The organism is Cryobacterium sp., from assembly GCF_026786305.1.
GTDB lineage: Bacteria > Actinomycetota > Actinomycetes > Actinomycetales > Microbacteriaceae > Cryobacterium.
The window spans coordinates 73,367-86,388 of sequence record NZ_JAJAYI010000064.1 but is presented as its reverse complement, the minus strand read 5'-3'; the positions used below and the strand labels follow the sequence as shown (position 1 = coordinate 86,388).

General features: G+C 63.8%; 10 protein-coding genes. 4 read left to right on the top strand and 6 right to left on the bottom strand.

Annotated features, from left to right (window positions below):
- Window positions 1–14: 14 nt before the first annotated feature.
- Both LH475_RS07120 and LH475_RS07115 read right to left on the bottom strand, forming a co-directional pair.
- Entirely contained in the window at window positions 15–827 is an 813-nt protein-coding gene (locus LH475_RS07120; RefSeq protein ID WP_196844354.1) for a cytochrome c, read from the bottom strand.
- A 23-nt stretch (window positions 828–850) separates the two neighbouring features.
- Window positions 851–1,480, bottom strand: coding sequence for a heme-copper oxidase subunit III (locus tag LH475_RS07115; protein WP_297413183.1), 630 nt, complete (start codon window positions 1,478–1,480; stop codon window positions 851–853).
- Between the two features lie 143 nt (window positions 1,481–1,623).
- On the opposite strand from LH475_RS07115, the gene trpD reads away from it, so the two are divergent.
- Complete coding sequence (trpD, locus tag LH475_RS07110) at window positions 1,624–2,676, top strand: anthranilate phosphoribosyltransferase (protein ID WP_297413193.1); 1,053 nt, start codon at window positions 1,624–1,626, stop codon at window positions 2,674–2,676.
- A gap of 26 nt (window positions 2,677–2,702) precedes the next feature.
- Here trpD and glpK read toward each other — a convergent pair whose 3' ends face one another.
- Both glpK and LH475_RS07100 read right to left on the bottom strand, forming a co-directional pair.
- Window positions 2,703–4,217, bottom strand: coding sequence for a glycerol kinase GlpK (gene glpK / locus LH475_RS07105; RefSeq protein ID WP_196844352.1), 1,515 nt, complete (start codon window positions 4,215–4,217; stop codon window positions 2,703–2,705).
- A gap of 91 nt (window positions 4,218–4,308) precedes the next feature.
- Window positions 4,309–5,076, bottom strand: coding sequence for an MIP/aquaporin family protein (locus LH475_RS07100; RefSeq protein WP_297413182.1), 768 nt, complete (start codon window positions 5,074–5,076; stop codon window positions 4,309–4,311).
- A gap of 250 nt (window positions 5,077–5,326) precedes the next feature.
- On the opposite strand from LH475_RS07100, the gene dhaK reads away from it, so the two are divergent.
- The 3 genes from dhaK to dhaM are packed head-to-tail and all read left to right on the top strand — an operon-like array spanning window position 5,327 to window position 7,745.
- Window positions 5,327–6,328, top strand: coding sequence for a dihydroxyacetone kinase subunit DhaK (gene dhaK / locus LH475_RS07095; RefSeq protein ID WP_196844350.1), 1,002 nt, complete (start codon window positions 5,327–5,329; stop codon window positions 6,326–6,328).
- A 56-nt stretch (window positions 6,329–6,384) separates the two neighbouring features.
- The gene (gene dhaL / locus LH475_RS07090; protein ID WP_196844382.1) at window positions 6,385–7,026 is read left to right on the top strand and encodes a dihydroxyacetone kinase subunit DhaL; all 642 of its coding nucleotides are present in this window, start codon (window positions 6,385–6,387) and stop codon (window positions 7,024–7,026) included.
- Window positions 7,026–7,745: a dihydroxyacetone kinase phosphoryl donor subunit DhaM gene (gene dhaM, locus LH475_RS07085; protein ID WP_196844349.1), complete on the top strand. Its 720-nt coding sequence runs from the start codon at window positions 7,026–7,028 to the stop codon at window positions 7,743–7,745. Before dhaL ends, dhaM begins: the two co-directional genes overlap by 1 nt.
- A 710-nt stretch (window positions 7,746–8,455) precedes the next feature.
- Here the strand turns inward: dhaM and LH475_RS07080 are convergent.
- Both LH475_RS07080 and LH475_RS07075 read right to left on the bottom strand, forming a co-directional pair.
- The gene (locus LH475_RS07080) at window positions 8,456–10,885 is read right to left on the bottom strand and encodes an excinuclease ABC subunit UvrA (RefSeq protein WP_297413181.1); all 2,430 of its coding nucleotides are present in this window, start codon (window positions 10,883–10,885) and stop codon (window positions 8,456–8,458) included.
- Window positions 10,848–13,010, bottom strand: a complete 2,163-nt coding sequence (locus tag LH475_RS07075; protein ID WP_297413180.1) for a S9 family peptidase — start codon at window positions 13,008–13,010, stop codon at window positions 10,848–10,850. Before LH475_RS07075 ends, LH475_RS07080 begins: the two co-directional genes overlap by 38 nt.
- Window positions 13,011–13,022: the final 12 nt, after the last annotated feature.

Here is a 13,022-nt window from a genome sequence, read left to right as displayed (position 1 = left end):
ACCGGATACCCGGCTTAGTTTGATTTGGCGGTGATCCACACGGTGAGGGCCACGAGTGCACCCAGTCCGAAGATCCAGATAAAGAGTCCTTCAGCGACCGGCCCCAGGGAACCGAGAGCTAATCCGCCCGGGGACGGGTTGTCCTCGACGTATTTGAGGTAGGTGATGATGTCGCGCTTGTCTTCGGGCGCGATGTTCATGTCGTTGAAGACCGGCATGTTTTGTGGGCCGGTGATCATGGCTTCGTAGATGTGCTGGGCCGACACGTTCTCGATGGCGGGGGCGAACTTTCCCTCGGTCAGCGCGCCGCCAGCACCGGCGACATTGTGGCACATGGCGCAGTTAATGCGGAACAATTCAGCACCGGTCGCAGCATCGCCGGCAGCGTCGAGCAGCGCGGCGGCGGGGATACCAGGGCCGGGAGCGAGTGAAGCCACGTAGGCGGCCAGTGCTGCGGTTTGCTCGGCCGTGAACTGCACCGGCTTCTTCTGCGCTTGTGGACCCTGCATCTGCATCGGCATACGACCGGTGCCGACCTGGAAGTCGACCGAGGCTGCGCCGACTCCAATCAGGCTGGGTCCTTCGGACGAGCCCTGGGCGCTCAGCCCATGGCAGGTAGCGCAGTTCGCCGCAAAGAGCTTTTCACCCTGAGCGATGGTCTGCTGAGAGGATGCATCCGTCGTTGCAACGGCTGTGCTTGTGCTGAAGGCCGCGTAGGCGCCTCCGGTAAAGAGCAATCCGATGGCGATGAGAGCGATACTGGCGAGAGGATGGCGACGTCCGGTTTTGCGTGCCCGGCGTGCGCGAGGGGTTTTGATCGTGGTCATGCTGAAGGTGTCCGCTCCTGTTTCTATTTGAGAACGTAGATGACCAGGAAGAGCCCGATCCAGACGACGTCGACGAAATGCCAGTAGTAGGAAACTACAATCGCGCTGGTGGCTTCCTTATGGCCGAAGTTCTTGACCGCGAAACCACGCCCAATCACAAGAAGGAAGGCGAGCAGCCCGGCGGTGACGTGGATACCGTGAAAGCCGGTCGTAATGTAGAACGCAGAACCATAAGCGTTGGAGGAGAGTGAAACTCCCTCCGACACCAGGGTCGCGTATTCGAACACCTGACCAGTGACGAAGATTGCGCCGAGGGCGTAGGTGAGGAAGAACCACTCCACCATGCCCCACTCGCTCGGCTTCCAGCCGGTCGAGCGCGCCTGCAGCCGTTCGGCCGCGAACACTCCGAATTGGCAGGTCACCGAGGATGTCACCAGGATCAGCGTATTGATCGTCGCGAAGGCCACGTTGTGCTTGTCGGCCTCGAAGAGCCACAGCTCGGGGGAGGTTGAACGCAGCGTGAAATAGATTGCGAAGAGACCCGCGAAAAACATCACCTCGCTGCCCAACCACACAATGGTGCCCACAGCTACGCTGTTGGGCCGGTTCACGACGGGCGCACTCGCCGTCTGAGTAATTGAGGTGCTGGTCACCCCTCTATTATGGCCGATATTTCCACAGCTTTTTCTCAATTGCGCATGCAAGTGAGAGTTTCTACCCGATTGGGGTGGGCTATCTGGCCACGCGAACAGCGTGAATTCGGGGGAGTTCGGCCCGTTCTCCTATGATCGGAATCATGCTCGAATCGCAGTCCTGGCCGAAAATATTAAATTCCCTTCTTGACGGACGGGACCTGAGTGTGGCGGATGCCGCCTGGAGCATGGAACGAATCATGCTCGGTGAGGCCTCCCCCTCCCAACTTGGGGCTTTCCTGGTGGCACTTCGTGCCAAGGGGGAGACCGTGGACGAGATCGTGGGTTTCCGGGACGCGATCCTCGAGCAGGCTGTTGTCCTGCCGGTTGATCCGATGGCCCTTGACATCGTCGGAACCGGTGGTGATCAATTCGGGACGGTGAATATCTCCACAATGGCGTCGATCGTGTGCGCGGCTGCCGGGGTGCCAGTCGTCAAGCACGGCAATCGTGCGGCCAGCTCAGGCTCCGGATCATCCGACGTTTTGGGTGCGTTAGGAATCGACCTGTCGCGCGATGCGACGCGCGTGGCGCAGGTGTTCTCGGAGACCGGGATCACCTTTGCTTTCGCAGCAGCTTTTCACCCCGGATTTCGGCATGCGGCGCTCACCCGCAAGGAGTTGGGCATTCCGACCGTTTTCAATTACCTCGGCCCGCTGTGCAATCCGGCTCGGCCGGAGGCATCCGCTGTCGGAGTGGCCAGCCTCGACCGCGTGCCTTTGTTTGTGGGAGTCTTTCAAACGCGGGGTGCTACGGCCCTCGTCTTTCGTGGAGACGATGGGCTCGACGAACTGACGACGACAGGGCACAGTCACGTCTGGGAGGTGTCGCGTGGCCTGGTCACCGAGCACGACATCGACCCCCGTGATCTCGGCATCAAGCGCGCGCAAATCAGTGACCTGGTCGGCGGCTCGCCGCAACACAACGCGGATGTCGTGCACTCCGTGCTCGCCAGCGAGCCCGGGCCGATTCGCGACATCGTGTTGCTCAATGCCGCTGCAGGGCTCGTCGCCTTCGACCTGGCCAACGACGCGTCACAGGTGCAGGTGGCCATTCTTGACCGTTTTCGCGACAAGATGACCGTAGCCGCCGAAGCCATCGATTCCGGCGCGGCCACGGCCAAATTGTCGGCGTGGATTGCGGCGACTCAGGTCTGACTGAGAGGGCGCCTTGCGTTCGCGCGCTAGAGAACGTCCTCGTCAACCCACCCGAAGGTCTTCGTTACGGCCTTCTTCCAGTTGCGCATTTGGCGGCTGCGTTCCTCCTCGTTCATTTGCGGCGTCCACCGGCTGTCTTCCTGCCAGTTGGTGCGCAGTTCGTCGAGGTCGCTCCAGAATCCGACCGCGAGGCCAGCGGCGTAGGCGGCACCCAGCGCGGTCGTCTCCGCGACGACCGGCCGAACCACCGGCACACCGAGTATGTCCGCCTGAAATTGCATGAGTAGGTTGTTCGCGATCATGCCGCCGTCGACCTTGATCTCGGTGAGGGGAACACCCGAGTCGGCGTTCACCGCGTCGATGACCTCCCGAGTCTGAAATGCCGTCGCCTCGAGTGCCGCTCGGGCAATATGGCCCTTATTGACGAATCGGGTGAGTCCGACCAGGGCGCCGCGGGCGTCGGAACGCCAGTAGGGTGCGAACAGACCCGAAAACGCCGGTACGAAATAGGCTCCGCCGTTGTCATCCACCGTTTTCGCCAGGCTCTCAATCTCAGAGGCCGAGCTGATCATGCCGAGGTTGTCGCGCATCCACTGCACCAGGGCTCCGGTTACCGCGATGGACCCTTCCAGGGCGTAGTGCGGGGCCGCATTGCCGAGCTTGTACCCCACGGTGGTCAGCAGGCCGTTCTTGGAGTGCACAATCTCCGTTCCGGTGTTGAAAATTAAGAAGTTTCCGGTGCCGTAGGTGTTCTTGGCTTCGCCCTGGTCAAACGCCGCCTGACCAAAAGTAGCGGCCTGCTGGTCACCGAGGATACCGGCGACGGGAACCTCACGAAGCAGGCTGTGCTCGCTGGCGATGCCGTAGACCTCAGACGACGACTTGATCTCGGGCAGCATCGACTTGGGCACGTCGAAGATGGCCAGAATCTCGTCGTCCCACTGCAGCGTCTCGAGGTCCATGAACATGGTGCGGCTTGCGTTGGTGACGTCGGTCGCGTGCACGCCGCCGTCGACTCCGCCGGTCAGGTTCCAGAGCACCCAGGAGTCCGTTGTTCCAAAGAGCAGGTCGCCGGCCGCGGCCCTGGCCCGGGCCCCCTCGACGTTTTCCAGGATCCAGACGATCTTCGTGCCGGAGAAGTAGGTGGCCAGGGGCAACCCGACCTTCTTTTTGAACCGTTCGACGCCTCCATCAGCGGCGAGGCGGTCCACGATGGGCTGGGTGCGGGTGTCCTGCCAGACGATTGCGTTGTAGACCGCAACACCGGTCGTCTTGTCCCAGACCACGGCGGTTTCACGCTGGTTGGTGATTCCGATGGCCTTGATGTCGTGCCGGGTGAGGTTGGCCTTGGACAGTGCCTGCCCGATCACTTCGCGGGTGTTGTCCCAGATTTCTTTCGGGTCGTGCTCGACCCAGCCTGCCTGGGGAAAGATCTGCTCGTGTTCGAGTTGCCCGGTCGACACGATCGAGCCGGCCTTGTCGAAGATGATGGCCCGAGAACTGGTCGTTCCCTGGTCGATGGCGAGAATGTAGTCAGTCATTGGTGCGTGTCCTCCTATTGGGTGTGCATGAAATACAGTTGCGGTCGCACGAACGGACCGGTCCGTTGGGGAACCGGCCCGTTCGTTCGGGTCAGGTGGTGAGCAGCGGCAGCAGGATCAGCGCGGCCCAGCCGGCGAGTAGGCCGCCGATGATGGGGCCGACGACGGGGACCCAGGAGTAGGCCCAGTCGGAGCCGCCCTTGCCCTTGATCGGCAGGATGAAGTGGGCGATACGCGGACCGAGGTCACGGGCCGGGTTGATGGCGTACCCGGTCGGTCCACCGAGCGACGTGCCGATGACGATGACGAGGAGGGCCACGGGGAGGGCTCCAAGAGAAGCTAGGCCTCCGGATTCGCCCTGCCGGTTACCACCGAACGCGATGACGACGAAGACCAGCACGAAGGTGCCGATGATTTCAGTGACGAGGTTCCAGCCGTAGGAGCGGATGGCCGGCCCGGTGGAGAAGACACCGAGTTTGTTGGCCGGGTCAGGTTCGGCGTCGAAGTGTTGCTTGTAAGCGAGCCAGCAGGCGATTGCGCCGAGGATGGCTCCAATCAACTGGGCGCCGATATAGGCGAGCACGGAGACCGCGTTGACCGGGACGCCCATTCCGAACTCCGTGGCACCGTTGGCGACGAGGCCGAGGGTGACGGCCGGATTGAGATGCGCTCCCGACCGGTAGGCGACAACGACGCCAGAGAACACCGCGAAGCCCCAGCCGATGGTCACCATGAGGAACCCACCCCCGAGGCCCTTATTCTTGGCCAAAGCGACGTTGGCGACGACGCCGGTTCCGAGGAGGATCAGCATGGCTGTGCCCACGACCTCCGAGACGAATACAGCTCCGATATTTTCCACGAGAACCTTTCTGATCAGGCCGGTGATGCCGAAGCTACCCCTCTGCGGTGAGCGGTTGGCGGTTGGCAACAACATAGCGTGCGGTGTCATCGAGGGGAATAGGCGGACGCAGTTCAGTAGCGACCTTTACCGAGCGCGGGCACAGCGCGTATATTTACCGTGGGCAAAGAGCTCTCGTGGGGCAGTGCCGGCCCGACCCCGCCGTGGCACCCAGTTTCGAACCGTGGAATCACCGAGTGAATGGATGGTCATGAAGAAGCTCATCAACGATCCCAAGAACGTGGTCAATGAGGCCGTCGCCGGATTTGCGGAGGCGCACGCTGACATTGTTCGGGTCTCGCACGATCCGATCTTTATCGTACGAAGCGATGCTCCCATTCACGGCAAGGTAGGAATCGTCAGCGGTGGCGGAAGCGGCCATGAACCGCTCCACGGTGGTTTCGTCGGGTACGGCATGCTGGACGCGGCGGTGCCGGGACCCGTTTTCACGTCACCAACGCCCGACCCGATCCTGGCGGCGACCCAGGCCGTAGATGGTGGCGCCGGCGTACTTCACATCGTGAAAAACTACACTGGGGACGTGCTGAACTTTGAGACGGCGGCCGACCTGGCATCCGCTGAGGGAATCGAAGTGCGCGCGGTCATCATCAACGACGATGTGGCCGTGAAGGACTCGCTCTACACGGCCGGGCGCCGCGGTGTGGCGGGAACGGTCCTCGTCGAAAAGATCACCGGGGCCGCAGCCGAGCGCGGCGACGACCTCGATGCCGTCGTCGCCGTGGCCGAGAAGGTGAACTCCCGCGTGCGCACCATGGGCGTCGCGCTGACCCCGTGCGTTGTGCCGCACGCCGGGGAGCCGAGCTTCGTGCTCGCCGATGATGAGATCGAGATTGGCATCGGAATCCACGGCGAGCCCGGGCGGGAGCGAATCAAACTTGAACCCGCCGATGCCATCGTCGACCGGCTGCTCGCTCCCATTCTCGAAGACCTGCCGTTCGTCAGCGGCGACAAGGTGCTCTTGTTCGTCAACGGTATGGGTGGCACACCGCAGGTTGAGCTCTATATCGTGTTCCGCCGGGCTGCCGAAGTGCTGAAACAGCAAGGCATCACGGTCACCCGCAGCCTGGTCGGAAATTACACGACGAGCCTCGAAATGGCAGGAACGTCCATTTCAGTTCTGAAGCTCGATGATGAACTCACGAGCCTGTGGGACGCCCCGGTTCAGACGGCGGCGCTACGGTGGGGACGGTAGAAGGAGACGAGATGACCCTGAACGAGCAACCCGACGCAGCCCCAACCGACGCACTGATCACGTTGGACACCGCTTGGATCGTGCGGTGGATTCGGCAGAGCGCTGAGGTGCTGGCGGCCAACCGCACCGCGCTCAATACGCTCGACCGAGACATCGGAGATGGTGATCATGGCGAGAACATGGATCGAGGCTTCCAAGCGATCCTGCCCAAGCTTGAGGGCCTGGCCGTCGAGACAACGCCCGGTGCCGTGCTCAAGCTCCTCGCCACGACACTGATCTCCACTGTGGGAGGCGCCGCCGGGCCGCTGTACGGCACGGCCTTTCTCAAGGCCTCCGGTGCGGTCGGGTCAGTTGAATCGTTGGATGCGGCCGCGCTGGTGGCCCTGATGACGGCGGCTCGCGACGGTATCGTGCTGCGCGGCAAAGCCGAGAGCGGCGACAAAACCATGATCGATGCCTGGACCCCGGCGGTGAACGCGGGGGCATCTGCGCACGCGGCCGGTTCGGGGGTGGGCGCTGTGTTGCTCGCCGCAGCGGATGCCGCATCGGGGGGCGCGCAGGCCACGGATCCGCTCGTCGCGCGCAAGGGACGGGCAAGCTATCTCGGCGAGCGCGCGGTCGGCCACCGTGATCCGGGCGCACAGTCGACCGCGCTGCTGCTGCGCGCCGCGGCCGACACGGCCTTGGCGACCGAGTGATGGCGGCGGCACCCGCTGACCGCGTCGGGCTCGTCTTCGTCTCGCACAGTGAGAAGATCTCGACCGGTCTGGTTGACCTCGCGCGACAAATGGCACCGACCGTTCATCTCATTGCGGCAGGCGGCACGGACTCCGGCGGGATCGGCACGAGCTTCGAGAAGATCAGCGACGCAATCGTTCAGGCGAACACCGGCGGCGGCGTGGTGATTCTCTGTGATCTCGGCTCGGCAATTCTGACCGCGGAAACAGCCCATGACTTTCTCGCAGAGTCCGAACGGCACCGCGTGCGGATCGTTGACGCCCCGCTCGTGGAGGGCGGGGTGGCGGCCGCGGTGGCCGCAGAAACCGGGGGAGACCTCAACGCGGTCGTGGCCGCCGCGCAGACGGCGCTCCGTACGAACAGCTCAACAGCCTTCCCGGCAGGCGATGCCCCCCAGGTGGTCACCGCTACTTTGGCTGCGGGGGCGATCTCACGCACCGTAACACTCATCAACAAAGACGGCCTTCATGCCCGCCCGGCCGCAGAATTTGTGAATCTGGCGAGCAGCTTTTCGGTTCCAATAACCGTGAATGGAACCGATGCGAGGAGCCTGCTGAGCATAATGTCGCTCGGTCTCGTTCGGGGGAGTAGCGTGCAGCTCGCTTCACCCGACCCGTCGGCCGGACCGGCAATCAATGCGCTCGCGAACCTGCTGGAGTCCGGCTTCGACGAGGAGTAGCCGGGTCGATTGGATCAACCGGCGAATTGTCCTAGCAGTTCCGCGCTATTTTGTCCAATCCGGCGTATCGTATTGGGCATGATTCAGTACAGGAGTACCTCAAGCGGTTCAGAGGAGCGTGGCGCCACCGATGTGCGGGCCTGCCCTATTTGCGGTCATGCCATGCGCGAACACACGATCGATCATGCGTCCCGAAATACCGTGGTCAACTGTCCGGTCCCACACCCCGGGGCCTGGGACCGCGACGCCTTCGAACCCGTCAATGAATTTGGCATGGTGATTCACCGAACGAAGGCCTGACTCGTTCCTGCGGCCCGCACGCTCACAAAGCCCCCACGCACCAGAACAGCGCGAAGAGCACCCGAGTGCCCACCGGTCCGTCGCCCCGGTCTGCGACAGGCAAGTGGCTGCGGTCATTGAGCCTGGTCCGAAAAAACACGTTGAGAGCAGCCCGATCCGGCTCGACGACGGTATCCGGTCGGATGTCTGAATGGAGCTTCTGAATTGAGATACCAAGTTTGACGATGGCTCAGCGAGTAGCAGGCGAGAATGTTGGAGACGGCGACGGCCATAACGTGGGCGGTGCAGGTGGTCACGCTGAATGCTGACTGTCGACTCTGAGGTATCTCTTGACATAATGTACATTATCGGTCATGAGCCCGTGGTGCCGAGAGGGGGTGAAAAACTTGTCGCGGGTCGGCGACGGCCGGTCAGGCGCCGATGTTTGCACCGGCAGGGTTAGCATCACCCGACGAACCGACGTACGCCGCAAGGTGCTCGCCGGTGAGGGTCGACCGTGCAGCCACGAGGTCACACGGCGTGCCCTCAAAGACGATCCGGCCGCCGTCGTGGCCGGCACCCGGGCCGAGGTCGATGATCCAGTCGGCGTGCGCCATCACGGCTTGGTGGTGCTCGATCACGATGACCGATTTGCCGGAGTCGACAAGCCGATCGAGCAGGCCGAGCAGATTCTCGACGTCGGCGAGGTGGAGGCCGGCGGTCGGCTCGTCCAGAACGTAGACGTCGCCCTTCTCGGCCATCTGTGTGGCCAGCTTGAGTCGCTGCCGTTCGCCGCCGGAGAGCGTCGGCAGCGGCTGGCCGAGGCTGAGATAGCCGAGTCCAACGTCGGCGAGCCGGCCGAGGATCGTGTGAGCGGCCGGGGTCCGTGCCTCCCCCGCACCAAAGAATTCCCGGGCCTCGGTCACCGACATCGCCAGCACCTCGCTGATGTCGCGCCCGCCGAGATGATATTCCAGAACGGATGCCTGGAACCGCTTACCCTCGCAAACCTCGCACGGTATAGCGACGCCCGCCATCATTCCCAGGTCGGTGTAGATGACGCCGGCGCCGTTGCAATTGGGGCAGGCCCCGTCGGAGTTGGAGCTGAACAGTGCGGGCTTGACACCATTGGCCTTGGCGAACCCCTTGCGGATGGGTTCGAGCATGCCCGTATACGTCGCCGGGTTGCTGCGCCTGGAGCCCGTGATCCCGCCCTGGTCAACCGACACCACCCCGTCCCGGCCCGAGACCGAGCCGTGGATCAGTGAGCTCTTGCCCGACCCGGCGACACCGGTCAGCACCGTCAGCACGCCGAGCGGAATATCGACATCGACGTTCCGCAGGTTGTGTTCACTGGCACCGCGCACCTGAAGGACACCGGACGGTGTGCGCACCCTCGGTTTCACGACAGCCCGGTCGTCCAGGTGCCGACCGGTCAGCGTTCCGCTGCTTTTCAGCCCGGCCAGGGACCCCTCGAAAACGATGTCGCCCCCGTCGGTTCCTGCGCCCGGGCCAAGGTCGATGACGTGGTCCGCGATCGCGATCATCTCCGGCTTGTGCTCGACGACGAGCACCGTATTGCCCTTGTCACGCAGCTGCAGTAGCAGGCTGTTCATGCGCTGGATATCGTGGGGGTGTAGCCCAATTGTCGGCTCGTCGAGGACGTAGGTGACGTCGGTGAGGGAGGATCCCAGGTGGCGTATCATCTTGGTGCGCTGCGATTCTCCGCCGGACAGCGTGCCCGAGGCCCGGTCGAGGGACAGGTAGCCCAATCCGATCTCCACAAACGAGTTCAGCAGGTGCTGCAACGCCACGAGCAGCGGCCCGACGGACGGTTCTGCCAGCCCACGCACCCAGTCGGCGAGGTCGCTGATCTGCATCGCGCAGGCATCCGCGATGCTGATCTCGTTGATCTTCGACGATCGAGCCCCCGCACTGAGTCGGGTACCGGTGCAGTCGGGGCAGACGGTGAACGTCACCGCCCGCTCCACAAACGCACGAATGTGCGGCTGAAGCGAGGCGACGTCCTTGGAGAACATCGATTTCTGGATCTTCGGGATCAGCCCCTCGTAAGTGAGGTTGATGCCCTCGACCTTGATCTTGGTCGGCTCCCTGTAGAGCAGGTCGCCGAGTTCCCCGTTGGTGAATGCAGCGATCGGTTTGTTGGGGTCGAAGAATCCACAGCCGTTGAAGATGCGGCCAAACCACCCGTCCATGCTGTACCCGGGTATGGTGAGCGCGCCGTCGTTGAGAGACTTTGTCTCGTCGTACAGCGCGGTCAGATCGATGTCGGTGACGGAGCCGCGACCTTCACAGCGTGCACACATTCCGCCGGTGATGCTGAAACTGCGACGCTCTTTCACGGTCTGTCCGCCGCGTTCGATCGAGACCGCGCCCGCGCCGCTGATCGAGGCGACGTTGAAGGAGTAGGCCTGAGGCGAGCCGATGCGCGGCTGGCCGAGCCGGCTGAACAGGATGCGCAGCAGCGCGTTGGCGTCGGTGGCGGTGCCCACGGTAGATCGCGCGTTGGCGCCCATCCGCTCCTGATCGACGATGATGGCGGTCGTCAGCCCGTCGAGCACATCGACGTCTGGCCGCGCCAGGGTGGGCATGAAGCCCTGCACGAATGCGCTGTACGTCTCGTTGATCATGCGCTGGGACTCGGCGGCGATGGTTCCGAACACGAGTGAGCTCTTACCGGAGCCGGACACACCGGTGAACACGGTCAGCCGACGTTTTGGGATCTGAACGCTGACGTTCTTGAGGTTGTTTTCTCGTGCGCCCTGAACGCGGATCAGATCGTGGCTGTCCGCAGCCTGTGGCTCACGTGACGGGACGGCCGGTTTCGTGGTCATGCTCATCGAACCTCCTGTGATGTGAGGCGGCGGGCAGGTGGCGGGCCCACCAGTCCAGAATAATCTCGAACCGTTGCAATCGGTGCCGTGGGCGACCGGTGCGGCTGAGGTCGTGATTCTCCCCCGGAAAAATCACCAGTTCGGTCGGGACTCCCCCGCGTTTGAGTGCCGCATAGTAGCGCTCCCCCTGCGATAGTGGGCAGCGCAGGTCCTGCGCCGAGTGCAGCACGAGGGTCGGGGTTCTCACCCGACCGACCATGAACTGGGGACTTTGCGACCCCAGCAGGTCGGCATCCGTACCGACATATTCGTCACCGAAGTAGTCCCCAATATCGCTCGTGCCGACGAATGCGTCGGGGTCGAGAAAGCCGCGTTCCACGATGGCCGCCGCAAATCGGTGCTCGTGCGCGATCGTCCACGCGGTCAGGTAGCCACCGTAGGAACCGCCCATGATGCCGACCCGGTGTGCGTCGAGAGCGGGCTCAGCCTGGAGCGCGCCGTCGAGGAAGTCCACCACATCGGCCAGGTCGAGTGTGCCCATCCGCTGGCGGATGGCACGCCCATGCGCTTCGCCATAACCGGATGACCCGCGTGGGTTGCACATCACAACGGCATAGCCAGCGTCGACGTACACCTGGGTCTCATCGAGCAGCGCGCTGGTGTACTGCGCGAACGGGCCGCCATGAATGGTCAGTAGCACCGGATGCGGACCCGGTCCGTGCGGAATATGCACCCAGCCGTGCACCGGGTAGCCGTCTCGTGCGGTGACCGTGTACTCAAGGCCCGTCACGAGACCGGTGGCGCGTAGCGCCGCGCAAAAATCGGTCAGGCGCTTCGGTGCAGTGTCCTGCGCGTGCGTGCTGGCAAGGTCCGTGTGAACGAGAACGAGGTCACCGGACGTGCCGGCGGACTGGACCGCGACGACAACCGTTGCGCCCCGCGCATTCACGGCGGAGACGACAGCCGCGCCGCACTCGACTGCCTCGACCTGTCCCTGGCCGCGCACCCGAATCAACTCGACCTTTCCCCGGCTGTTGCCAAGGGCAAACACGGAGCCGTCCGGCAGCGGCGTGATGCCCCCGGAGGCATCCAGGTCGAGGCGGTCAGTATCGGTCTGGTCCGGGTCGGTCACGCGGATCGGACCTGAACCGTCAAACGGAGCGCCGACGCGGTAGAGCGCGGTAGCGCGGCCGACGAAGTCACGACCGGTGGCGCCCACGTCGCTGGCGAGCAGCCAGAGTGTGCCGTCATCGGCGCAGGCAAGGGCCGATACGCTCAGGTTCGCGGCGGACCGCAGCACGGCGCGAGCCTGAGCGATCGTTTGGGCGCCATCGGTGTGGTCGATTTCAAGGTCGAGTTCGACGATTTCGCTGCGCAGATCGTTGTCTCGCCCCGCGTGGCGGGCCGAGATTGTGAGGAGACGGGATCCATCGGGCGAGAAAGCCAGCCCGGAATGATCGAAGACCCCGTCGGTCAGCTGGCGGGCGATCGGAAGCCCGGACGGCAGAACGGCGGGCACGGCGAGATCTGCGCCGTGCCCGGTGCCGGACACCGTGGAAGTCACAGTGGCCGCGGAGGGCGCGGGAGCCGGGGTCGGTTCAGCCCAGACATTGGGAACCACTGCCAAGAACACGTGCGTGCGGCGATCGATGGTGTAGCCGACCCCGTTCGACCGGTATCGCAGGGTAAGGATGCGGCGGGCCGGCTCGGAGTCCGCTGACAAGCCAGCCACCGTGCCGTACCGTCCCTGCTCGGGAACCCGGGCCACAAAAGCGATCGTGTCGCCGCTCGGATGCCAGCGAAAGTCGGTCACACCCAGGGCCGCGTCGGTCATCACCACCGGCTCGCCGCCGGCCGCGTCGACAACGTGCAGCTGCGGCGTACCACCGGCACTCGCCCGAAGAAACCCGATCAGGGTACCGTCCGGGGAGAACCGGGGCGCCGAATCCCGAAATCCCCGTGTGATGCGGCGCGGCGCCGGTTCGCCGACGAGCGCGACGGTCCAGAGCTGGCCGACATAGTCATCCGCTGCAAAATCGGCGTGTGTCCTCGAAAACACGGCCCGCGAGCCGTCGGGATGGATCGTCGGTTGGGCTACCAGTGCGAGCAGCGGCAGATCGGCGGCCTTCATCGGCTACTCGTT